The organism is Phyllobacterium sp. P30BS-XVII (assembly GCF_014138335.1).
GTDB classification, from domain to species: domain Bacteria; phylum Pseudomonadota; class Alphaproteobacteria; order Rhizobiales; family Rhizobiaceae; genus Phyllobacterium; species Phyllobacterium meliloti.
Map to the genome: position 1 here is coordinate 207,557 of NZ_JACGXO010000001.1, position 19,002 is coordinate 226,558.

Sequence of the window (19,002 nt, forward strand, 5' to 3'; positions counted from 1 at the left end):
CACTTCAAACTCACGAATAAAATACTTCTTAAGTCCTGCTTAAGACAAAGAAACACAGTGTTGTTGAAGAAAAGAATACGGGACAGGGAACAAAAATATGCTGACAGTATACAATTGTATCGTCAATGAGCATGATGTCAGACTTGTTTTTCTTGCGGCGGCTATCTGTATCTTTTCTTGCCTGACAGCGGTGGACCTTCTCAGGCATGCACGTTACTCAGCCCACCGCACAATCTGGCTTTGCGTTTCTGCCGCCTCCTGTGGTTTCGGCATCTGGGCCACGCATTTTATTGCCATGATGGCTTTTTCGCCGGGCCTGCCTAACGGCTATGACGGCTTGTTGACTGTCCTGTCATTGTTCATCGCTATTCTTGTAACCGGCTTTGGTTCGTTCATCGCGCTAACAGCCAAATGGAAAAATGCTGACCTTGCCGGTGGAGCCATTATCGGCACGGGCATTGCCGCGATGCATTTCACCGGCATGTCCGCCTTCGAAGTCGAAGGCAGGATCGTCTGGGACCCGATATTCGTTGCCGCAGCATTTGGCGTTGGTATTATCCTTGGCGCGCTTGCTATCCGGCTTGCGCTTTCGCAAGCCGAAGACAAGACCCGTCATGCGGCTGCCGGGTTGCTGACCCTTGCAATCTGCGGTCACCATTTCATCGCCATGAGTGCTGTGTCCATCACGCCGGATTCTTCGATCTTCGTTCCCGAGAATGCCATTCCCGCCAATTTTGTGGCCGTAACGGTGGCATTGGTAAGCACATTTATTCTTATTGGCAGTTCCATCGCCCTGACCATCGACGTTCGCAATCGGCGATACAGACTTGAGTTGCGGCGCATGCACAAGCTGGTCAATGCAGCTGTTGAAGGACTGGTCATCTGCGACGGCGAGATCATTGTAACCGCCAATGAGAGCTTCTGTGCCCTCACTGACACTGATGATCCCAGGCTCGCGGGCAGTTCCATCGCGGCCTTTCTGCCCGACGCCCGATTGCGTTCAAAACTTCTGAGCGATCAGAACGAGTTGATCGAAGCTGATCTTATGACGGAGAATGGCGGAATCATTCCGGTCGAACTGATCGCTCACACCATTGATTTCAATGGCAAATGGCACAGGGCTGTCGCAGTTCGCGATTTGCGTTCCCGCAAGGAGGCTGAAGCCCACATCAACTATCTGGCTCACCATGATGCGCTGACCGGCCTGCCCAACCGCCGCAATTTCAACGCCCGTCTGGATCAGCTGATTGCTGCTTCAATGGGCGGCGATGAAACCTATCTGGCGCTATTCTGCCTTGATCTCGATCGGTTCAAGGAGGTCAATGATTTCTTTGGTCATGCGGCCGGCGACAATATCCTGCAGCGTGTTTCAAGTGCCATCACCAAGCTGCTTGGCAAGGATGAAATGCTGGCGCGACTGGGTGGCGACGAATTTGCCGTTATCGTGCCGGGTCTCGTCACACCGACAGCCGCAAGCCGGTTAGCCGACAAGATTCTGGAAGCACTCCAGTCGGAAAACCTGAATTCACCCATTGGCTTCCTGATTTCAACCAGTATCGGCATTGCGATCTTTCCTGTCGATGCCGGAGACCGCGAGACATTGCTCAATCAGGCTGACACTGCTCTCTATCAGGCCAAGGCGGAGGGCCGGAATACCTATCGCTTCTTTGAAGCCAAGATGGGAGCGGAGGCAAGAGAACGCCGCATGATCGAACATGATCTGCGCAACGCTCTGCCGCGCAATGAACTTCGGCTCGTGTATCAACCGCAAATGCGGATGGATACGGGTGCCGTCACCGGTTTTGAAGCGCTGATGCGTTGGCACAATCCGCGTCAGGGCAATATCCCGCCGACGATCTTTATTCCAATCGCAGAAGAAAGCGGCGTGATCCTGCAGCTCGGCGAATGGGCCTTGCGTGAAGCATGCCGGGAAGCGGCGAGCTGGGACAAGCCATTATCCGTGGCGGTCAATGTTTCCGCGGTGCAGCTTTATAGCCATGATTTCCCGCAGCGTGTACACCACGCCTTGCTGCATACGGGTTTGCAGCCGCATCGCCTCGAACTTGAAATCACCGAGACTGCGCTCATCAAGGATACGAACCGCGCCCTGACCACGCTGCGGCAGTTAAAGGCGTTGGGCGTACGCATCGCCATGGATGATTTTGGTACCGGCTACTCGTCACTATCGAATGTCCGCGCCTTCCCGTTCGACATGATCAAGATTGATCGCTCCTTCATCAAATCCGTGGACAAAAACGAACAGGCCGCCGCCATCGTCAAGGCAGTGCTTGGTCTGGGCCGGGGTCTCGGCATGCCTGTCCTTGCGGAAGGTATTGAAACGCCGGATGAGCTGGAATTTTTGATGGGCGAATCATGCAGCGCGGGACAAGGCTTCTATCTGGGCATGCCGAGCCCGATGGAAGATTTTCGCCACCTCACCAGCGACGACGTAGGGGCGACAGCCAAGAAGCTCATTGCGCTTTGACACGGACGGATGCGGCTTCTTTACCGAGCCGCATCCATTCGCTCCGCGGCATGCCTTTGCTACCCGTAAACACAATTTTATTCTTTTAATTCAGCTGTTTACGCAAAACGCCTTATTTCAGAAACATTACAGAAACAAAACGCCACACCCCAGAAATATCGACGAAACAATGCCCACCCATAAAGAGCAAGTAAAATGGTTTTGTATTCTCGCTAATCTTCAGAATACATTTCTCTTTCTTGCAGGTGGCCGTGATAAACATTTCTACCTTACAAACGATACTTCTTGCCGGGGCAATAATGTCTACTGGCCTCTATGGGGTATCGGCTGAAGAGCGGCCGCTATCGCGCAAAGAACTTTGCGCGAAATTCCAGACACAAGTTCATCAGGCAATCATCGAGCATGCCGAGGCTCCCCGGGCGGCCAAGGCGAAATCACTGCAGAAAAAGGCTATCCGATTTTGCGCAAGCAACAGGCAGGCGCAGGGTGTCAGGACTTTTGCCAAGGCATTGAAAGCGCTCGGTGTGCAACCGGTCAATAATTGACGGTTGTATCACAACAGCCCCCATCTGAGAGGAAACGCATTATGAAAAAGTCACTCTATACAGCACTTGGTCTCGCACTTGCTCTTGCATTCTCCGCACCGGTTCTTGCCACCAGCAGCACGACTGCATCGGCAGCACCGATGAAGAAGCATCATCACATGCGGCACCACATGAAACATCATCGCCATCATGCGAAGCATCATCGTCATCATGCAAAGAAGATGTAATAGCAGCGACTAAATCTGGAATTGTTTTGAAATGATGCTGGTCGGCGGATAATGCTGATCGGCATCATTTGTGTTCCTGCCGAAATGACAGCGCCTACGTCTTGCCGGATTTGCGGTGCCAACCAAGCGCGCGACTTCAATGACATCAACGCGGCATCTTGCTATTTGGCAAATTTCACCATTGAAGCCTTGCCCCGCATCAGCTAGAACCGCTTCGCGCATGCGAGCTATCGCAGCCCCATGCACCCGTAGCTCAGCTGGATAGAGCGCTGCCCTCCGAAGGCAGAGGTCACAGGTTCGAATCCTGTCGGGTGCGCCAGTCTCTTCACCATATGAATCCTGCCAAAACAAAAAAACGACGGACTTTGGGTCCGCCGCTTTCTGCGATTCAATGACTGGAGATCATATTGTTTCGCTATTTGACGGCGCACGTGTCATGCACCGCCAAATTCCATCAACAGCCGATTAGAAGTTGCGCTGGAAGCGAATGATACCCTGGAAGGCATCGTCATTGCCGTTGCCGCGGCCGCCATCAAACGAGGTATAGTTGATTTCCGGCACGATCTTGAAGCCGGGTGTCACCTGATAGCCAACGTTCAAAGCTGCAGCAAATGTACCAGCATCTTCATAGGAGGCCTGTGCATTGACAGTTGCCTTTTCCGATACTTTGAGAGCAACACCACCCCAAACCGCGTAATCACCGTTCCAACGACCGAAATAGTTGTTGTTGAGCTCATCGCCATTTGACTTGTAACCGCCCTGCACCCAAGCGGAGAAAGTATCCGTGAATTTAACATCCAGGCGAACCTTGCCTGCCCACTCTTCAGCTACAGAGTCGTAACCGACGACTGCGCCGATCGAGCCCCAGCCCTGTGCATACTTCGCACCAGCCACAACGTGTGGCATGTAATCGTCGATCAGATAACCCTTGTCACCCTGTTCGGCACCGATCGTTGCAGAGAAGCCATTGCTTCCAGCAAAGGTGTAGCTGATCTGATTTGTGACATAAGCACCGGGAGCAATCACGTCATCGGAGATGATGTCGCCCAGGTAACCCAGATAGGAAGTGAACTGCGAGTCGGCGGCGCCAACACGGAAGCCACCCAGTTCGATTGTGCCTTGATTGAGTTCGGTGGTGCTGTTTGATCCATCCGTGTAGTTGAACCGCACTTCTGCGTAAGAGCGCAATGTACCCAGTTCAGTTTCTGAACGGGCATCAAAGCGCAATTCGGCGCGCGACTGCTTGTACCATGTACCGCGCTCGCCACCATTATACGCATCATCGCCGCCCTTGGCGTCATAGCGTACATAGCCGCTAACCTTCAGGCAGGTTTCAGTTCCTGGAATGTAAAAGAAGCCAGTGCCATATGCATCGCAGACGCGAACATATTCAACGGCCTCCGGTTCGGCGACAACAACAGCATCTGCGGCACGTGCGCCAGAGACCGCGATAAGTGCAGCCGTAGAACCTAGCAAAAGCGACTTTATATTCATGAACTTCCCCCTTAATTGGAATAGTAATACTTTTACGCGTGTAAGCTGACTTAGTTCCGCAAGGAATGCACCCAATTTTGTCCGTCATTTTCGATCTTATCTATCTTTCGCAACTCTGCGTTGCCAATATGTCACAGAATTGACATGCTCCACCTCCTGCGAAGACGCAAACGGCTTGCGCATCACTCCCCGCCATCGCGGGGAAGGGGCGAGAATCGGATGGGCAATGCGGTGCTGGTTTGTCTTTGGTCAAGCTAAATGACCAATTATTCGTCATTCCATCATCGGGATTTAGTTCGGGCTTCCGCCCATAAGGAGGTGTTTACAGGGTTTGAATTGCCAGCACAGCCTTTGACGCTAAATGCACGGCACGCGTTTTTTCTGTCCAAAGCGGAAGCCCCGTTGCTACAGCCACATCCGGATCGGCGGTGTAGATTTTATGTCCCCGCGCGCTCAACAATAAAAGGATGTCGCGATCTGACTGGCTGTGATGACGGGTAAGCTCAAGCGCATTGTAAACATGGCCTGACGAGGCAGGATCAATCCCTGAAATAACAACGCATGTCGCTCCGTTTATCAGTGCATAGAGTACCGCTGTGACACCGTTTGAAAACTTTGTATCAAGATCATCTTCACTGTTGAGGATACCCGTCGCCTTTTTAAAAAGCGCCATTCGCTCATAACGGCTAATTGTCTGCAACCGGTCATAACCATAGTTGAAAGCATCAAGCCCATCGGTTAACCGCCGCCGGTTTTCCGGCCAGCGCATGACATATAGTAGCCTGGTCCGCTCCCCGTTCAGGACCCGCCGCACTTCCCTCGCATTTTCATTCATGCCGTAGACCTGACGAAATTGCATGAAAGTGACATCGGGCACCGGAATGCCCCATCGCTTTGTAACGCTCTGGGAGCCATTGACTGTAATAACGCGAAAACGATCATCAAACCCTTCGGGCAGATGCGATCCGGGGGCGGACCCCACCACCAGCACCGGACCTTTAAAAGGCTCGGTGTGTACCGGAACCTTCGGGCACAGAAGATGGTAGTGCAACTTACGTAGAAATCTCTTTGTGTTAAAACGTTTCTCCAAAACGAACCTTTCCATCGGGCTGTTCACCTCAGTTATACTGATGCAAACGCCTCTCCGGCGTGGGAGGTTCCCGTGCAGGCCACTCAAAATCGCTGCGAAAACGATAGAATGCGTCTCGCCCTCCGCCAGTGCGCAGCGTCATTTCTTCCGGGCTGTACATAAATCCGATCCACACGACAAAAGAACGGTGCCGTCCCTTGTGCGGACCTGTGGCGCAAGCCTATAATGGCCAATGAAAAACTCCTCCTTGAATTCTGACGCTGGTTCCGGCGAACGCGCCTGGCCGAAAATCCTTTTGAATTACCGCAAACCAAATCGCGGTCGCAGCGCATTTGAACTGGCTGTGACGGTCATTCCTTTCGCAATATTCTGGGCTTTGTGCTGGGCGGCCGTGCATTACGGCTTCTGGTGGGGGCTGCTGTTGATCATTCCGGCAGCCGGTTTCCTGCTTCGCCTGTTCATGATTCAACATGATTGCGGACATGGCTCGTTCTTTGCCCACCGGCATTCCGATGACTGGACCGGCCGGGTAATCGGTGTTTTGACCCTGACACCCTATGATTATTGGCGCCGCGCCCATGCGCTGCACCATGCTTCGGCGGGAAATCTCGATGAACGTGGCGTTGGCGATATCACCACGCTGACTGTCACCGAATATCGTGCCCTGTCACGCTGGGGCCGCCTCGGCTATCGGCTATACCGGCATCCGGCCATTATGTTCGGCGTGGGCCCCGCCTGGCTGTTTATTTTCAAGCAGCGCTTGCCATTCGGCATGATGCGTTCCGGTGTCCAACCCTGGGTTTCAACCATGGCAACCAATTTTGCCATCGCGCTTCTGGCGGCCATCCTTATCTGGTTTGTCGGCGTCATTCCCTTCCTGATGATCCATCTGCCGATTGTTATTCTGGCTGGTGCCGCCGGGATCTGGTTGTTCTATGTCCAGCACCAGTTCGAAGAAACCCATTGGTCGCAAGGCGCCGACTGGAAATTTCAGGAAGCCGCGCTGCATGGCTCGTCTCACTACGACCTGCCGCTGGTATTGCGCTGGCTCACCGGGAATATCGGCATTCATCACGTGCATCATCTTTCCAGCCGCGTTCCCTATTACCGGTTGCCGGAAGTTCTGCGCGATTATCCGGAGCTTGGCGATGTCGGACGCATCACCATCATGCAAAGCCTGCGCTGCGTGAAGCTCGTTCTGTGGGATGAAGGGCGGCGGCGCCTGATCTCATTCCGCGAAGCCCGCGCACTGGCATAGCGCAAGCAATTTCACAAAAATATTATCCGGACCTTTTTGCAGCCTGCGCGTTCTGCGCAGGCGTACGTCTCCACGCCTTTTTTGTTCCCTGATCAATATAAAATATATCCGGCTGCCGATCCGGAACCAACTTTGTTCCGACGTGTTTTTGCCGTGATCTCGCCGGGCAGCACCGTCCTGCGGGCAATTTATCTGAAGAACAAAATGAATGGAGACGTACCATGGTTTCGTATGAACGAGGCACAGTGGATACAATCGCAGTGGACGGGCAGCGGCTGGCCTGGGGCGGTATTTTTGGCGGCACACTTCTGACGATTGCGGTGCAGGTCCTGTTTGCAGCCCTTGGGCTTGGCATCGGACTGAGCACAGTCAGTGCAACGGGCGATGGCGCTTCGGCGCAGGGCCTTGGCATCGGCGGCGGCATCTGGAGCGCCATTGTAATGATCATCGCATTGGCAATCGGCGGCTATGTCGCTGCGTATTTTTCCGGTCAATATGCGCGCTGGAGTGGTGTCTTGCATGGTCTGGTAGTCTGGGCCGCTGGTCTGGTTATAGGCCTTTATTTGCTCGGCACAGCCGTTGGCGGTGCTTTCGGCGTTCTCGGCAGCGTCGCGTCCTCGGTCGGCTCGACAGCAGGTCAGGCCGTAGCCGGTGCTGCCTCGACCGCCAAGGACATGATCCCGCAAGCGGCACAGGCCAGCGGCATCACCAAGGAGCAGGCAGGCGCTGAAGTTGACCGCCTTGTTGACGGTGTTCTCAACCGCGACCCAACAGGCACGACATCCCTGACGCCGGAACAGGCGCGCAAGGAAATCGTCTCGGCCCTGACCAGTCATGCATTGGGCGAAGAGACGACTGCGGAAACCAAACAGCGCGTCACCGCTATTATTGCGGCGCAGCTCGGCATTTCGCCTGATGAAGCCAACAAGCGTTACGACGCGGCTGTTGCCAAGATCGATGATGTAAAGGCCAAAGCCAATGCGAAGGTCGAAGAACTGAAAGTTCAGGCCAAGCAGGCTGCCGACAAATCCGCGAAACTTGCCGCCAGTGGCAGCTTTGCAGCCTTTATCGCCATGCTGATCGGTGCAATTGCTGCGGCAATCGGCGGTGCGGTGGGCATTCGCCGCAATCGCTAGGTCTCTGCCGTGTTAAAACAAATCCCGCAGTGCAAATTGCGGGATTTTTTATTGCGGTGCCGCCCCTGTGAAATCAGCGTGTCCTCCCTTGATCAGCTGATGAGAAGCCCTGTAGAAGGCTGGCATCGATCCGACTGTGTAACGGGCGGCGGAAACAATCAAATTGGTGAGGACGACAGCATGTCGAGATTGATTTCAAGCGTAGTCTTGTTTGGCTTGGCGCTGACCACAGGTGGTCTGGTTCCAGCGACAACTGCAAGCGCAGCGCCGACGGCGGCTGAATGCAAGAAGCTCGACCCGAATGGACGGGATTCTGGCGGTGATCCGCATTTCGCCATTGCGATCCGGGACAAGAAAGCTGATCTGGTTGCCAAAATGCTGGCCTGCGGCGCTGACGTCAATCTGAAGTCTCAGGAGGGATGGGCGCCGTTGCATACTGCAGCCTATTATGGTCCGGCCAGTGTGATTGATCTGCTCGTCGCCAAGGGCGCGGATGTCAACGCCAAGGGTGACTATGACAAGATGACGCCGCTGCATATGGCCGCCAGTTACGGCGATGATCCCGCTGTTATCAAAGCACTTCTCAAGCATGGTGCCGACAAAACCGCCAAGACAGAGAGCGGCAAGACCGCACTGGAATTGGCAGCGGACAAACCGGCAATTGCCAAACTGTTGAAGTAAGGTTGAACATTCACCCGACTTTGCCACTTGTTGCGGGCCGTTCAAGCTCCTAGGTTTCGGGCATGTGGTCGATAATCGTCTAAGCAATGCTGCAATATACCAAGAAGCTGCGGGCCGAACTTGGAGCAGGCGTTTTGACGTCTGTGGTCCTGCATCTTTTGGTGGCGGCGTTGTTGCTGTTTCAACTACCGGAATGGAAACCCACACCGCCTGAACAGGAGAGTGTCAAGGTTGAGATTGTTCCACCGCCAAAACCCGAACCACAGCCAAAGCCTGAACCGGAAAAGAAAGAAGAGAAGGTAGAAGCGCCCAAGCCACAGCCTGCACCCGCTCCTGCCCCTGCACCGGCGGCGTCTTCGGACCATCTCCTCAAACTTCTGCCGCGATCGGAAAAAGAATCAACCGAAGACAAAAAGCCCCCTTCCGGCGAGGGTGAGACGCAAGACGCGGCTTCAACACCGCAGGACACTGCCACTGAACAAGCAAAAGCAGACGCTGGACCTGGCGCCACTCCGGTCGAGGCACAACCAGCGGTGCCCAATGTGGCAGAACTGCAATCAACCCCCACACCCAGTGAAACAGCGGGACAGGCGGCACAACCGTCACCCACCCCGACTGCGTCTCTCAAGGACGCTCCAACGCCGCAACAAAAGTCCGAACCTCAGCCCAAAAAAGCCGGTCCGGCATTCAAGCCCAATGGATCAAGAGCCATGAAAAGTTCCGATCCATTTGCCGATCTCAATCAACAGTTTCTGCCGAGCCTTGATCCAAGGATGGGGCAGATTGTTGCCAGGCTTTCACCGGAAGTGCGTCTCAGAAATCTTTGCAGCGATGAGACAATAGCGCGGCTTCGCTCAAAATCGGGCATGCGGCGCGCTGATATCCTGCTGCGTCGCGCAGGCCCCACAGGTGGGGCCGTAACCAGAACCTCTTTCAATGTTGTGCAAGGCGCCTTTCGCAACGATGGGAATTGGTACAACATCGATCTGCAATGTTCTGTAAATGCGGGTATAAGTCGCGTGATATCATTGACCTACACTATTGGCCGTCCCATTCCGCGGAATGAATGGCGGCAACGCAATCTGCCCAATTAGTGGCATCACCCGCCATCCGCCGCTTTTTCAATCGTGGCGATATCAATCTTTACCATCTGCATCATGGCATTCATGGCGCGCAGGGCTCTGCCGGGGTCCTTATCCTGTAGCAGTTCGATCATCCTTGAAGGCACGACCTGCCAGAACAGCCCATACTTGTCCTTGAGCCAGCCACATGCGCGTTCCTCGCCGCCTGCGGACAGTTTCTCCCAGAAATAATCAACTTCTTGCTGAGAAGCGCAATCGATGGTGAGGGAAATGGCTTCGGTGAATTTATATTGCGGTCCGCCATTGAGGGCGACGAATTCCTGCCCACCGAGCTGAAAGACAACGGTGAGTGCGCGCTCGGCTCCGGCAGGCCGAAGAATGTCAACAATCTTCGAATCCTTGAATAGTGATACGTAGAAATTGGCGGCTTCCTCGGCCTGCTTGTCAAACCACAGGAAGGTTCTGATTTTCTGGCTGGTTGTCATGAAACATATCCTCCTTCTTCACAGCGCGCCTTTGGGCGCTGATATGCGCTTTATTGCCGGGTGAGTCGCAGATTTCGTGAATCATAGCTGTTGCCAGAGACCATAGCGCGACACGGGTGCCGCGCTATTTTAATCCACAGGGTGATACAGGCTTGGCTTAAGCAGACCTGTTTCCGGTAATCGCGTGATAGAGCCAGAGCACGACCACGGAGCCGATAACAGCAACAATCAGGCTGTAAATGTTGAAACCGGTAACACCGGTTGCACCAAACAAGCTGAAAATAAAACCACCGGCGACGGCGCCGACAATGCCTAGAACGATATCAAGGATAAAACCCTGACCGCTCTTGTTGACAATCTTGCTGCCAATAAATCCCGCAACAAGTCCTAGTACAATCCAACCGATAACAGACATGCAAGCATTCCTTCCCTATCCATTGGCATAATGTCGTCATGTTTTCGCATAGATTGGATAAAATCAAGCTATGTTGTGCTTTACCCCTGAATGAATAAACTCCCTTGGGGGGACGCAATACAGAATTTGAATGAAAACCGAGCAACATTGAAGGAGATCGAGATGGGAATTTTCGATAATGCGGTACCGGGCGGAAACATTTCAAAGCCGCTCTTGATAGCGCTTGGAGCCGTTCTCGTTGGGAAAATGTTCAGTGGCGGTTCGAGCCAGCCCGCTCCAACTCCGGCAAATCCGCAGACAGCCGACAATGGCAACGCTGCTGGCGGCGGCCTTCTTGGCGGCCTCGGCGGCCTTTTGGAAAGTCTGACCAATGCCGGTCACGGCGAGACAGCCGATTCCTGGGTGAAGCCCGGTGAAAACAAACCCATCGCGCCCAATGAGCTTGGCGTGGCCCTCGGCAAAAAGGCAATCAGTGAGATCGCCCAGCAGACGGGAATGAGTGAAGATGAACTGCTGGCACAGCTCTCCAAGGTTCTGCCCGGCGTCGTCGACAAACTGACACCAAATGGTCAGGTCCCGACCACTCAGCAGATCGCTTCGCTTTTGAAAACGTCTTCCTGACAATAGCGCTGGCCGAAGTGATCGCTTCGGCCAGCGGTCTTTCTCACGCGACGGAGAGTTCCGTCTTGCGTGCGCCAACGCTGGCAAGCCGCATCACGACAAGACCAAGCAGCGGCAATGTCCCACCGATCCAGCCCAGATATTCAAGGCCAATATTGGCGATGATCAATCCGCCGACCAGCGAACCTGATGCTATGCCGAGATAAAGTGCCGAACCGTTTAACGAAAGCGCCAGCGGCGCGCTTTCCGGTGCGATGGCAAGAACCCTGCTGGCCTGTGCCGGTGGGAACATCCAGGCAGCGACACCCCACAGAACCATAACCGCAATGAGTGCGGGACCAGCGATTTCATTAGGCCATTGCATGATCCAGCTGATTGCCATCAACGAGGCAGCATTCAGAAACGAAGCCGCGATGACCGTGCGCGTCGGCCCGAAGCGATCAGACAATTGCCCGCCAACGAAGTTGCCAAGGGCTGCACCCAGACCGAAAGCCAGCAAAACGAGAGGGACCATTTCGCGGGAGAGACCCGTGCCCTGCACGGCGATAGCCGCAATATAGGTGAACACGATAAAGCCACCGGCCATATAGAGCAGCATGGTTACAAGTGCGGGCAAAAGACCGGGATGGCGGATGACGCCGAGCCGCTGCTTTAGCGTCAGCTTGTCGGCACGCAGCCCACGCGGCAGCAGGAACCACACGAAAGTCGTTGCAGCCGCGCCGATCAATGCGACAAACACATAAGTACCGCGCCAACCGGCAAAAGACGCAATCAACGCGCCAAGCGGAGCGCCAAAGGCCACGGCCAGCGTCGTACCGCCAACAATAACCGATATCGCCCGAGCGCGATGGTGCGATTCCGAAATAGCAACCGCCGTTGCCTGAGCGGTCGCCGCATAGAGACCGGCAGACATGCCGATAATCAAACGGGCGGCGGTCAGAAAGGCATAGGATGGGGCAAGTGCGGCAAGAATCGCGCCGATAACGAATGTCGTCGCACTCCCCGCCAGAATGACACGCCGGTCCGCTGAACCAGTGAGGGCCGCCAGTACAGGCGCACCCAGCGCATAGGCCAAAGCGAACATGACGACGAGATAACCGGCCTGCACGAGGGTCACGCCGGTATCGCCGGCAATCTGCGGCAGGAGACTGGCGACGACGAAACCTTCAATGCCAATGGCGAATGTACCCAACGCCAAACCGACGAGGCGAATGTCCATGGGAGTAATCCTTTGTTCAATGATCCTTGAACTATTGAACTCACCGGGATGTGAAGTCAAGAACAAAGTTCAACGATTATTGAACATTGAACTTTTCGCCTGATGTTGCTAGGTAGAAACCATGACCCATCCGCTTTTTCATCCGGACGCCGAAGAGATTTCGCTTCCAGCCATCCTCACAGCACTTGGCGATGAGACGCGCCTGAACATCATCGCTATTCTTGCGCGGAACGGTGAACGCGCCATGACATGCGGTCAATTTCTTGAACTCGGCTCCAAGACCGCTCTGAGCTATCATGTGGCCAAGCTGCGGGAAGCGGGTGTGATCAATGTGCGGCCTGACGGGACGAAGCGGCTGCTGACCTTACGCCGTGTCGATCTGGAGGGGCGATTTCCGGGTTTTCTCGATTCGATCATCGCCTCGGCTAACACCATTCCATTGCGCGAAAACCCGATCATGGCCAATACGCCCGACCCAGCAGGAGAAACCGAATGGACGTAAAGACTTGCGGCTCCATACCCTCACGCCGCGCGCCGGAGGACTGGTTCACCGGAACGGTGTGGCAGGACCCGATCATTCAGGCCCCAGCGCCAGCGCGGCTTATATCCGTCGTCGTGCATTTTGAACCCGCTGCCCGCACGGCATGGCACACCCATCCACTTGGCCAGACCCTTTATGTGGTTTCGGGTTCCGGACTGGCGCAGGTCTGGGGTGAAAAAATCCGTGAAATCAAAGCCGGAGACGTGGTCTGGATTCCGCCGGGAGAAAAACATTGGCATGGCGCAGGCCCGGCAAATTCCATGTCACATATTGCCATGCAGGAAGCACTGGATGGCAATGCCGTCGAATGGATGGAAAAGGTTTCCGATAGCCAATATTCCGGCGCAGAGTAGCGCCGCAAACGCGCAAGTGTCATCGAAATGATATGCGTTGATGGCCTAATCTGCTAGCATACCTCTGGGGTGTGGAAGCAGGCATTGCAGATGAATTGAGAGGAAAAACCATGGCGTTCGAAGACATCAAGGCACAGATCGCACTCCTGCTTGAAGAGATGGTGCAGCGGCCTGCTGATGCTCATGAAATTCACGAGACCTTGCGCGAACACCTCAACGAACTGAAAGCCATGGGAATGCCGCTTCCCGAGGACCTCGTGGCCCTCGAAAAGCAGCTTGAAGTGGATTTTGATTCCTGACCGGTATGCTCAGACAGACCTTTTGAAAGTGTCTTTCTGCAGATCATCATGGGATGCAGCAACCTCCCCCCGTATGGGTCGACCGTCCAGCATTCCCATGTCACGCAGCATGTGACTGGAAAAATCCGTAGCATTGATGGTTGGAGGCACTGTTGGCCGGGCCAGCAATCGTCCAATGTTCGCAAGCCAGCCCCAACGGGAGCTGGTATTTTCCATATGTGTGCAATGTGATGGCGATGGGTTCATAACCTCAACTCCGGGTTCTACGCGCATCCGCGTCTTGGGTGGAGAATAGATGCGCCTGATCGCGCTTGTTTTCCAACAAAACCGCGAGTATCTTCCATAAGTATACCTTATGGATTGCCATCATGAATCTGCCGCCCCTTGCCGCCATCCGGGTTTTTGAAGCCGCTGCCCGTCATGGCAATTTTACCAAGGCGGCGGAAGAACTCGGCATGACACAGGCGGCTGTCAGCTATCAGATAAAGCTTCTGGAAGAGCGCGTCGGAACAGCGCTGTTTCTGCGGTTGCCGCGACAGGTGGTACTAACCGAAGTGGGGGCGCGGCTGGCGCCTTCAACGACCGAGGCTTTCGAAATCCTGCGCGCCGCTTTTGCGACGACACGGGAGAGCGCTGATGGTGTCCTGACCATCACAACCATCCCGACCTTTGCCGCCACATGGCTGGTTCCACGCCTCGGTTCATTTCAGATGGAGCACCCTTCGCTCGCTGTGCGATTGAAATCCACCCGTGATATGCTGGATTTCGCCCGTCAGGAGGCTGATGTGGGCATTCGCAGCGGGGAAACAAAATGGCCCGGCCTGGTCTGCCACAAGCTGTTCTATGCGAATTTCACGCCGATGCTGTCGCCTGCGCTGGCGGCTTCCATTGGGGGCATCAAAACACCTGAGGATATTCTCCAACTGCCGGTGCTTGACCCCGGTGATCCATGGTGGACCATCTGGTTCAAACTCGTCGGCATCGAAAAGCCGGAACTGCGCGGCGACGTGCGCAACCGGCTGGGTGATCAGCATCTGGAGGGACGGGCAGTGCTGGCTGGACAGGGCGTCGGCATATTGACACCGATCTTTTTCCAATCGGAACTGCAACAAGGACAGCTTATCCAACCATTCGATGTTGTAGGGACAGGCAAGCACGCCTACTGGCTTGTTTACCCGGAGGCGCGGCGCAACGTTCCAAAAATCCGCGCGTTCCGCGACTGGGTACTCAGCCACATAGACGAGATAAAAATGTGAAAAGACGGGGCTTAGAAGCCCCGTCATAGTGATCCTTAGAAGATTGCGAGATAACGCAGCAGCGAGATAATACCGATCACCACAACGATCACCTGAACGATCTGTTTGGCGCGGCCATCAAGCGGCAGCATCTGGACAAGATAGAGCACAAGAAAAATCACCAGAACGGTGATCAAAAGGCTGATAAGTATGGACATCACAAACTTCCTGTTTTCGGGATCTGAACAATCGTAGCCTGACAAAACTCTTCGCTGGCTATTTTGTTCCATGAAAGCAGGTAATTAGACCCCGGCCAGATTGCTGATTGCTCCCGGCAGGATAATGTTTCGCAGCATTTCGAACTGTCATGCGTTGCATTGCCCGTAAACTTGCTGATAGCGTTGTCATCACTCCCGCTTTTCAGGATTCTTCCCATGCGCTCGCTGTTTCATCTTGCCTATCACGTCCATGATCTCGATGAAGCACGCGGCTTCTACGGCGGCATTCTCGGCTGCGAGGAGGGACGGAGCACGGATAGCTGGGTCGACTTCGACTTCTTCGGCCACCAGATTTCGCTGCATCTGGGCAAGCCGTTCGAAACCACCAATACGGGCAAGGTTGGCGACCATATGGTGCCCATGCCGCATCTTGGCATTATCCTGCCACTGGAAGACTGGAACATCCTTGCGGACCGGTTGAAAGGGGCGAAGGTTGATTTCGTCATGCCGCCAGTGGTGCGGTTCAAGGGCGAACCCGGCGAGCAATGGACCATGTTCTTTCGCGATCCATCAGGCAATCCCATCGAAGTCAAAGGCTTTGCCGATTTCGCCAGCGTCTACGCCAAATAATCCATCATGGAATTCAAGCCGTCGAACCTGAAGGCTGCGTTCTGGATGACCGGATCGTTGACTGCCATACTCATGATGGCAATTTCGGGCCGGGAAGCATCAAAAGAACTCAACGTCTTCCAGATCATGGAAATGCGATCGCTGATCGGGCTCGCCATGCTCTACCCACTGATCCGCTCCTCGGGCGGGGTGCGGGCGATGAAGACGGGCCGTATCTGGCAGCATCTTGGACGCAATGCCGCGCATTATACCGGGCAATTCGCCTGGCTGCAGGCTTTGTCCATGATCCCGTTGGCGCAGGTCATTGCCATTGAATTCACCACGCCAGCGTGGACGGCAGTGATGGCAGTGGCGTTTCTCGGCGAACGCATGAACCTGTGGCGGACGCTGACAATTCTTCTCGGTATTGTCGGCGTTATCATCATTGTCAGGCCCGGCGTCGGAACGGTCGACGTTGGCCAGTTGATCGTGCTTGGCGCCGCTTTCACCTTCGGCATTTCCTTCACAATGGTCAAATCGTTGACCCGCACGGAAAGCGTGGTGAAAATCATCTTCTGGATGCTGGTGATCCAGTCCAGTATCGGCCTGCTGCCAGCGCTGCATGTCTGGCAATGGCCGACCGTGCATGCATGGCCGTGGATTGTTATCATTGCTTTCACAGGTACGTTTTCGCATTTCTGTATGGCAAAAGCCCTGCTCTATGCGGATGCCACCATCGTGATCCCCATGGACTTCCTGCGTGTGCCTCTCACGGCGGTGCTCGGCTGGCTTATCTATGCGGAGCGGATTGATATCTATACCGCGCTCGGCGCAGCACTGATCCTTTCAGGCAATCTTCTGAACCTGAAAAACAAGAGTGTTCCGCGCGTGCCGCAGACCTCACCTGCGGCTACTGACCGAACAGCGTAGGTACATCACCCGCCTGCCATTTCGGGTATTTGAGCATGACGGCTTCAAACCGGCCGGATGATACAAACTCGCCTAGCCAGCGCTTCACATTGGGCCGGGCAAGTGCGTCCCACCAATCCGTATCCACACTGGCAAATTGCCTGACAAAGGGCAGGATTGCCATATCAGCAAGCGATGGTGATGCACCGAAGAGATAACGCGACCATGCGAGGCGTTCCTCATAATCATCCAGAATGGCCAAAGCCTTCGCCCGTTCGGCAAGCGGCTCAACCTTTTCAAAACGCGATGGATATTTGTAGCGGTCAAGACTGCGCTTGAATGGGCCATCATTGCGGGCAATCCAGCCGCCATCATCCACCCCGAGCCAATGTTCGGGATCGTGCTGGCTCAGGGTCCAGCGCATGATGTCGAGGCTTTCATCAATCACAGTGCCATCCGGCAATAGCAGCATGGGCACTGTTCCCGAGGGTGAAATGGCCAGAAACTCCGGTGCCTTGTCTCTCAGCATGATTTCCCGCAACTCACAGGTCTGATGCGATGCAAGAACAGCCAGCCTTGCCCGCATGGCATAAGGGCAGCGGCGAAAGGAATATAGGACTGGAAGACCATGCGTCATGAAGTGCCTCGATTGCCACGAGTTTTCCTGAAACGGCACGCGATAACAAGTCTTGGCCGCCAATTGTTTGATTTATGAATTCAATTCACGGGTATTACGCAATATCACCCGATTATCAATGGAATGCACTTCGACCATATTCAGCGCAACCGGATCGCTATCCGTCATCATTCCATTTACGGGCCGGACTGAAATCTGACCTGCCATTTCAAAGGATAAGACAATGCCTCTCGCACTTCTGGCGTTGACAATCAGCGCCTATGCCATCGGCACGACAGAGTTCGTGATCGTCGGCCTCCTGCCCACCGTTGCCGGTGATCTCGGCATCACGCTGCCACTCGCCGGACTTATCGTCAGTGTTTATGCGCTTGGCGTCACCTTCGGCGCTCCTGTTTTGACCGCTCTCACCGGCAAGATTGAACGCAAGCCGCTTCTGCTTGGTCTCATGGCCCTTTTCATCGTCGGTAATACGGCTGCGGCCCTGTCACCGACCTATGAGCTACTGCTGGTTGCCCGTGTCCTGAGCGCTTTTGCGCATGGTGTGTTCTTCTCCGTCGGCGCGACGATTGCCGCTGATCTGGTTGCGCCTAATAAGCGCGCATCGGCTATCGCCATGATGTTCCTCGGCTTGACCGTTGCCATCGTCACCGGCGTTCCGCTTGGCACCTTTATCGGCCAGCAACTCGGTTGGCGTGCAACATTCTGGGCCGTCACTGTCCTCGGCATCATTGCATTCATCGCGATTGCCATGCTTCTGCCTTCGAAGATCGCCAAGGCTGCCCCTGCCCGCCTGATCGATCAGCTGCGTGTCCTCGGCAGCGGTCGCCTGCTTCTTGCCTTTGCCATGACGGCACTTGGTTATGGCGGTACATTCGTGATGTTCACGTTCCTTGCACCGGTACTGCAGGAAATCACAGGCTATGCCGGGTCAACAGTCAGCCTCATCCTCGTGCTCTATGGCCTGTCGATTGCCGTGGGTAATGTGGTTGGCGGACGCGTTGCCGACGGCAACCCGGTTGGTGCGCTGATTGTGATGTTCGCCCTGCAGGCGCTCGTGCTGGCAATCTTCACCTTCACGGCTGTGTCGCCAATCTGGTCACTGGTTACACTTGCAGCGCTTGGCGGGTTGTCTTTCTCCAATGTCCCCGGCCTGCAGCTCTATGTGGTGCAGCTTGCCAAGACCCACACGCCTGAGACCGTCGATGTGGCATCTGCTCTCAACATCGCCGCCTTCAACCTTGGCATTGCCGGTGGTGCATTTCTCGGCGGTCTTATCGTGGCTTCGCCGCTTGGCCTTGGCGCCACACCATGGGTTGGTGCAATCCTCGTCCTCGGTGCTCTTGGATTGACGATCTGGAGCCAGGCACTTGACCGGCGGGCGGCTACAACGGCTCTTGCCGCCTGCTAACCAGAACGCTGAATACGCCAAACAAACTGCGCCGGATATCCGGCGCAGTTTTCCA

General features: G+C 54.9%; 23 protein-coding genes and 1 tRNA gene. 16 read left to right on the forward strand and 8 right to left on the reverse strand.

Going from position 1 to position 19,002, the window contains the following annotated elements:
* The first annotated feature begins 97 nt into the window (after positions 1-97).
* From FHW17_RS01020 to FHW17_RS01030, 3 genes are all read left to right on the forward strand, one after another.
* A complete protein-coding gene (locus tag FHW17_RS01020; protein WP_182509031.1) occupies positions 98-2,485 on the forward strand; it encodes an EAL domain-containing protein in 2,388 nt (795 codons plus the stop codon).
* Between the two features lie 299 nt (positions 2,486-2,784).
* A complete protein-coding gene (locus tag FHW17_RS01025) occupies positions 2,785-3,030 on the forward strand; it encodes a hypothetical protein (protein WP_139210409.1) in 246 nt (81 codons plus the stop codon).
* Between the two features lie 41 nt (positions 3,031-3,071).
* A complete protein-coding gene (locus tag FHW17_RS01030; protein WP_091878739.1) occupies positions 3,072-3,257 on the forward strand; it encodes a hypothetical protein in 186 nt (61 codons plus the stop codon).
* A gap of 9 nt (positions 3,258-3,266) precedes the next feature.
* Here the strand turns inward: FHW17_RS01030 and FHW17_RS01035 are convergent, their stop codons facing one another.
* On the reverse strand, positions 3,267-3,479 hold the full coding sequence (locus FHW17_RS01035) for a hypothetical protein (RefSeq protein ID WP_162730147.1): 213 nt from the start codon (positions 3,477-3,479) through the stop codon (positions 3,267-3,269).
* Between the two features lie 20 nt (positions 3,480-3,499).
* Between FHW17_RS01035 and FHW17_RS01040 the strand changes: the two genes are divergently transcribed.
* A tRNA-Arg gene (locus FHW17_RS01040) sits at positions 3,500-3,576 on the forward strand.
* 146 nt (positions 3,577-3,722) lie between these two features.
* Here FHW17_RS01040 and FHW17_RS01045 read toward each other — a convergent pair.
* Both FHW17_RS01045 and FHW17_RS01050 read right to left on the reverse strand, forming a co-directional pair.
* Complete coding sequence (locus FHW17_RS01045) at positions 3,723-4,751, reverse strand: porin (protein ID WP_112523840.1); 1,029 nt, start codon at positions 4,749-4,751, stop codon at positions 3,723-3,725.
* 322 nt (positions 4,752-5,073) lie between these two features.
* Positions 5,074-5,856, reverse strand: a complete 783-nt coding sequence (locus FHW17_RS01050) for a membrane-anchored protein (RefSeq protein WP_112523843.1) — start codon at positions 5,854-5,856, stop codon at positions 5,074-5,076.
* Between the two features lie 217 nt (positions 5,857-6,073).
* Here FHW17_RS01050 and FHW17_RS01055 point away from each other — a divergent pair, with 217 nt between their 5' ends.
* From FHW17_RS01055 to FHW17_RS01070, 4 genes are all read left to right on the forward strand, one after another.
* Positions 6,074-7,099 carry a fatty acid desaturase gene (locus FHW17_RS01055; protein WP_112523845.1) on the forward strand — a complete coding sequence of 342 codons (1,026 nt, stop codon included), beginning with the start codon at positions 6,074-6,076 and terminating at the stop codon, positions 7,097-7,099.
* A gap of 221 nt (positions 7,100-7,320) precedes the next feature.
* Positions 7,321-8,235, forward strand: coding sequence for a hypothetical protein (locus FHW17_RS01060; protein ID WP_112523848.1), 915 nt, complete (start codon positions 7,321-7,323; stop codon positions 8,233-8,235).
* A 180-nt stretch (positions 8,236-8,415) separates the two neighbouring features.
* Complete coding sequence (locus FHW17_RS01065) at positions 8,416-8,916, forward strand: ankyrin repeat domain-containing protein (RefSeq protein ID WP_112523851.1); 501 nt, start codon at positions 8,416-8,418, stop codon at positions 8,914-8,916.
* An 86-nt stretch (positions 8,917-9,002) separates the two neighbouring features.
* Positions 9,003-10,010 carry a DUF930 domain-containing protein gene (locus tag FHW17_RS01070; RefSeq protein WP_112523855.1) on the forward strand — a complete coding sequence of 336 codons (1,008 nt, stop codon included), beginning with the start codon at positions 9,003-9,005 and terminating at the stop codon, positions 10,008-10,010.
* 5 nt (positions 10,011-10,015) lie between these two features.
* Here the strand turns inward: FHW17_RS01070 and FHW17_RS01075 are convergent, their stop codons facing one another.
* Both FHW17_RS01075 and FHW17_RS01080 read right to left on the reverse strand, forming a co-directional pair.
* Positions 10,016-10,483, reverse strand: a complete 468-nt coding sequence (locus FHW17_RS01075; protein ID WP_182509032.1) for a VOC family protein — start codon at positions 10,481-10,483, stop codon at positions 10,016-10,018.
* A gap of 157 nt (positions 10,484-10,640) precedes the next feature.
* A complete protein-coding gene (locus tag FHW17_RS01080) occupies positions 10,641-10,898 on the reverse strand; it encodes a GlsB/YeaQ/YmgE family stress response membrane protein (protein ID WP_105737884.1) in 258 nt (85 codons plus the stop codon).
* Positions 10,899-11,060: 162 nt separating this feature from the next.
* On the opposite strand from FHW17_RS01080, the gene FHW17_RS01085 reads away from it, so the two are divergent.
* The gene (locus FHW17_RS01085) at positions 11,061-11,519 is read left to right on the forward strand and encodes a YidB family protein (protein ID WP_091878754.1); all 459 of its coding nucleotides are present in this window, start codon (positions 11,061-11,063) and stop codon (positions 11,517-11,519) included.
* A gap of 43 nt (positions 11,520-11,562) precedes the next feature.
* On the opposite strand, the gene FHW17_RS01090 is transcribed toward FHW17_RS01085, so the two are convergent.
* Positions 11,563-12,738, reverse strand: a complete 1,176-nt coding sequence (locus FHW17_RS01090) for an MFS transporter (protein WP_112523861.1) — start codon at positions 12,736-12,738, stop codon at positions 11,563-11,565.
* Positions 12,739-12,859: 121 nt separating this feature from the next.
* Here FHW17_RS01090 and FHW17_RS01095 point away from each other — a divergent pair, with 121 nt between their 5' ends.
* The 4 genes from FHW17_RS01095 (at position 12,860) to FHW17_RS01110 (ending at position 15,187) form a co-directional block, all read left to right on the forward strand.
* Complete coding sequence (locus FHW17_RS01095) at positions 12,860-13,240, forward strand: winged helix-turn-helix domain-containing protein (RefSeq protein ID WP_112523864.1); 381 nt, start codon at positions 12,860-12,862, stop codon at positions 13,238-13,240.
* Positions 13,231-13,632: a cupin domain-containing protein gene (locus FHW17_RS01100; RefSeq protein ID WP_182509033.1), complete on the forward strand. Its 402-nt coding sequence runs from the start codon at positions 13,231-13,233 to the stop codon at positions 13,630-13,632. Before FHW17_RS01095 ends, FHW17_RS01100 begins: the two co-directional genes overlap by 10 nt.
* A 110-nt stretch (positions 13,633-13,742) precedes the next feature.
* Positions 13,743-13,931 (forward strand): hypothetical protein, encoded by a 189-nt coding sequence (locus FHW17_RS01105; protein WP_105737893.1) that lies wholly within the window; start codon positions 13,743-13,745, stop codon positions 13,929-13,931.
* A gap of 368 nt (positions 13,932-14,299) precedes the next feature.
* Positions 14,300-15,187, forward strand: a complete 888-nt coding sequence (locus tag FHW17_RS01110) for a LysR substrate-binding domain-containing protein (protein ID WP_182509034.1) — start codon at positions 14,300-14,302, stop codon at positions 15,185-15,187.
* Positions 15,188-15,222: 35 nt separating this feature from the next.
* On the opposite strand, the gene FHW17_RS01115 is transcribed toward FHW17_RS01110, so the two are convergent.
* Positions 15,223-15,384, reverse strand: coding sequence for a Thivi_2564 family membrane protein (locus FHW17_RS01115; RefSeq protein WP_091878764.1), 162 nt, complete (start codon positions 15,382-15,384; stop codon positions 15,223-15,225).
* Between the two features lie 216 nt (positions 15,385-15,600).
* Between FHW17_RS01115 and FHW17_RS01120 the strand changes: the two genes are divergently transcribed.
* Together FHW17_RS01120 and FHW17_RS01125 are read left to right on the forward strand one after the other, a co-directional pair.
* Positions 15,601-16,014, forward strand: a complete 414-nt coding sequence (locus FHW17_RS01120; protein ID WP_112523876.1) for a VOC family protein — start codon at positions 15,601-15,603, stop codon at positions 16,012-16,014.
* 6 nt (positions 16,015-16,020) lie between these two features.
* The gene (locus FHW17_RS01125; RefSeq protein WP_182509035.1) at positions 16,021-16,923 is read left to right on the forward strand and encodes a DMT family transporter; all 903 of its coding nucleotides are present in this window, start codon (positions 16,021-16,023) and stop codon (positions 16,921-16,923) included.
* Here FHW17_RS01125 and FHW17_RS01130 read toward each other — a convergent pair.
* On the reverse strand, positions 16,904-17,539 hold the full coding sequence (locus FHW17_RS01130) for a glutathione S-transferase (protein WP_182509036.1): 636 nt from the start codon (positions 17,537-17,539) through the stop codon (positions 16,904-16,906). The two genes, FHW17_RS01125 and FHW17_RS01130, sit on opposite strands and share 20 nt — an antisense overlap.
* Before the next feature lie 223 nt (positions 17,540-17,762).
* Here FHW17_RS01130 and FHW17_RS01135 point away from each other — a divergent pair, with 223 nt between their 5' ends.
* A complete protein-coding gene (locus tag FHW17_RS01135; protein ID WP_182509037.1) occupies positions 17,763-18,947 on the forward strand; it encodes an MFS transporter in 1,185 nt (394 codons plus the stop codon).
* Positions 18,948-19,002 lie beyond the last annotated feature (55 nt).

Excerpts from the sequence above, each read along its gene's own strand:
- FHW17_RS01105 (WP_105737893.1), top strand. The coding sequence starts at position 13,743 with ATGGCGTTCGAAGACATCAAGGCACAGATCGCACTCCTGCTTGAAGAG.
- FHW17_RS01095 (WP_112523864.1), top strand. The coding sequence starts at position 12,860 with ATGACCCATCCGCTTTTTCATCCGGACGCCGAAGAGATTTCGCTTCCA.
- FHW17_RS01080 (WP_105737884.1), bottom strand. The coding sequence starts at position 10,898 with ATGTCTGTTATCGGTTGGATTGTACTAGGACTTGTTGCGGGATTTATT.
- FHW17_RS01135 (WP_182509037.1), top strand. The coding sequence starts at position 17,763 with ATGCCTCTCGCACTTCTGGCGTTGACAATCAGCGCCTATGCCATCGGC.
- FHW17_RS01030 (WP_091878739.1), top strand. The coding sequence starts at position 3,072 with ATGAAAAAGTCACTCTATACAGCACTTGGTCTCGCACTTGCTCTTGCA.
- FHW17_RS01090 (WP_112523861.1), bottom strand. The coding sequence starts at position 12,738 with ATGGACATTCGCCTCGTCGGTTTGGCGTTGGGTACATTCGCCATTGGC.
- FHW17_RS01025 (WP_139210409.1), top strand. The coding sequence starts at position 2,785 with ATGTCTACTGGCCTCTATGGGGTATCGGCTGAAGAGCGGCCGCTATCG.
- FHW17_RS01060 (WP_112523848.1), top strand. The coding sequence starts at position 7,321 with ATGGTTTCGTATGAACGAGGCACAGTGGATACAATCGCAGTGGACGGG.
- FHW17_RS01085 (WP_091878754.1), top strand. The coding sequence starts at position 11,061 with ATGGGAATTTTCGATAATGCGGTACCGGGCGGAAACATTTCAAAGCCG.
- FHW17_RS01045 (WP_112523840.1), bottom strand. The coding sequence starts at position 4,751 with ATGAATATAAAGTCGCTTTTGCTAGGTTCTACGGCTGCACTTATCGCG.
- FHW17_RS01075 (WP_182509032.1), bottom strand. The coding sequence starts at position 10,483 with ATGACAACCAGCCAGAAAATCAGAACCTTCCTGTGGTTTGACAAGCAG.
- FHW17_RS01070 (WP_112523855.1), top strand. The coding sequence starts at position 9,003 with ATGCTGCAATATACCAAGAAGCTGCGGGCCGAACTTGGAGCAGGCGTT.
- FHW17_RS01065 (WP_112523851.1), top strand. The coding sequence starts at position 8,416 with ATGTCGAGATTGATTTCAAGCGTAGTCTTGTTTGGCTTGGCGCTGACC.
- FHW17_RS01130 (WP_182509036.1), bottom strand. The coding sequence starts at position 17,539 with ATGACGCATGGTCTTCCAGTCCTATATTCCTTTCGCCGCTGCCCTTAT.
- FHW17_RS01035 (WP_162730147.1), bottom strand. The coding sequence starts at position 3,479 with ATGCGCGAAGCGGTTCTAGCTGATGCGGGGCAAGGCTTCAATGGTGAA.
- FHW17_RS01120 (WP_112523876.1), top strand. The coding sequence starts at position 15,601 with ATGCGCTCGCTGTTTCATCTTGCCTATCACGTCCATGATCTCGATGAA.
- FHW17_RS01055 (WP_112523845.1), top strand. The coding sequence starts at position 6,074 with ATGAAAAACTCCTCCTTGAATTCTGACGCTGGTTCCGGCGAACGCGCC.
- FHW17_RS01050 (WP_112523843.1), bottom strand. The coding sequence starts at position 5,856 with ATGGAAAGGTTCGTTTTGGAGAAACGTTTTAACACAAAGAGATTTCTA.
- FHW17_RS01100 (WP_182509033.1), top strand. The coding sequence starts at position 13,231 with ATGGACGTAAAGACTTGCGGCTCCATACCCTCACGCCGCGCGCCGGAG.
- FHW17_RS01020 (WP_182509031.1), top strand. The coding sequence starts at position 98 with ATGCTGACAGTATACAATTGTATCGTCAATGAGCATGATGTCAGACTT.
- FHW17_RS01125 (WP_182509035.1), top strand. The coding sequence starts at position 16,021 with ATGGAATTCAAGCCGTCGAACCTGAAGGCTGCGTTCTGGATGACCGGA.
- FHW17_RS01115 (WP_091878764.1), bottom strand. The coding sequence starts at position 15,384 with ATGTCCATACTTATCAGCCTTTTGATCACCGTTCTGGTGATTTTTCTT.
- FHW17_RS01110 (WP_182509034.1), top strand. The coding sequence starts at position 14,300 with ATGAATCTGCCGCCCCTTGCCGCCATCCGGGTTTTTGAAGCCGCTGCC.